The sequence below is a fragment of the Flavobacterium sp. genome, from assembly GCF_021151785.1.
Classification (GTDB): domain Bacteria; phylum Bacteroidota; class Bacteroidia; order Flavobacteriales; family Flavobacteriaceae; genus Flavobacterium.
In genome coordinates this window covers 1-1,599 of sequence record NZ_JAGKWP010000194.1, presented here as the reverse complement: position 1 = coordinate 1,599, position 1,599 = coordinate 1, and the positions used below count along the sequence as shown (strand labels likewise).

Annotated in this window: 1 protein-coding gene; it reads left to right on the top strand. The window is 29.8% G+C overall.

Annotated features, from left to right (window positions below):
* Nucleotides 1-43 precede the first annotated feature (43 nt).
* Nucleotides 44-1,276, top strand: a complete 1,233-nt coding sequence (locus QZ824_RS11580; RefSeq protein ID WP_291276173.1) for an FtsX-like permease family protein — start codon at nucleotides 44-46, stop codon at nucleotides 1,274-1,276.
* Nucleotides 1,277-1,599 lie beyond the last annotated feature (323 nt).

The window sequence follows — 1,599 nt, the reverse complement described above, 5'->3', positions numbered from 1 at the left end:
AATAAAACAGTATTTTTGAAAAACGAACTACATACCATTACGCTTGAATTTAGAATATTTTATCGCTAAAAGATTAATAAACGCTAAAAGCTATAAAAGTAGTGTTTCTTCTCCAATAATAAAAATTGCTGTTTTGGCCATTACAATTAGTATTGTGATGATGATTATGTCAGTTGCCACTGGTATTGGTTTGCAACAAAAAATTAGAGAAAAAATATCAGCTTTTAATGGTCAAATTATTGTGACTTCATTTGATGATAATCAATCACAAGTTACAGTAGCACCTCTTTCAGAAAAAGCTTTCCCAATCGATAAATTGAAGCAAATTCCGCAGGTAACTCATATTCAACCAGTAGCTACAAAAGCTGGTTTGATTAGAACTGAAAAAGAGTTTGAAGGAATTGTTTTTAAAGGAGTAAATAATAAGTACAATTGGAGTAGCCTAAAAGAGTTTATTGTCGAAGGTAGAGTGCCTCGTTTTTCGGCTGACAACAATAATGAGGTCTTAATTTCTCAATTTTTAGCAAAGCGTTTGAATTTAAAATTAAGTGATCGGTTTAATACTTTTTTTATGAAAGAACAAGGTAAGTTGCCAAGTCTTCGTAAATTTAAAATTGTAGGTATTTTTAATTCAGGTTTCCAAGAATTTGATGCTTCATATGTAATAGGTAGTATTGAGCATATCCAAAGAATCAATAAATGGAGTAAGGATCAAGTCGGTGCCTATGAAATTTACATTGATAATTTTGATCAGTTAGATCAGGTAGCGGATAAAGTTTATCATTCTATTCCGCCTACCTATAATAGTATAGCTATTTCCGAAAAATATTTTAGCATCTTCGAATGGTTGAAATTATTTGACTTTAATATTGTTGTGGTTTTAATTATCATGATTATAGTTGCAACTATTAATATGGTAGTTGCTTTATTAGTTCTGATTCTTGAACGTACACAATTAATAGGTTTGTTGAAGTCTTTAGGAGCGAACAATTGGTCTATTCGAAAAATTTTTATATATAATGCGATCTACTTGATAGGGAGAGGTTTGTTTTGGGGCAATTTGATTGCACTTTCTTTATTGTATATTCAAAAATATTTTGGAATTGTAAAATTAAATCCTGAAAGCTATTATGTTTCTGTGGCACCAGTTGATGTGAATTACCTGCACATTCTGTTCCTTAATTTAGGTACGGTATTGGTTTGTAGTCTTGTACTTGTCGTGCCTTCCTATATTATAACTAAAATTTCTCCAGTTAAATCCTTGCGTTTTTATTAGCTATAACAATGTTCACGGTTAATAGGTACAATATTATTATATATAATGAGTAACGTTTTATGTTTTACAGTTATTAGATTGAATAAGTTGAAACTTTATATTGTTTTCTAAAGCTTCATGCAGTTGATTTTTTGTTTGCAATAAATATATAATAGGTTTAGCTGAATTAACTGGCGAAAGGTTAAAAAAAACTTTGTATTGTAACTTCTTGGTTTTAAGCGGAAAGAAAAATAAATTAAAAAAAGATTGTAAAAAGGTTTGGAAGTACGGAATAAGTTTCTACTTTTGCACCCGCTTACAACAAGCAGGTTCATTGATTGATT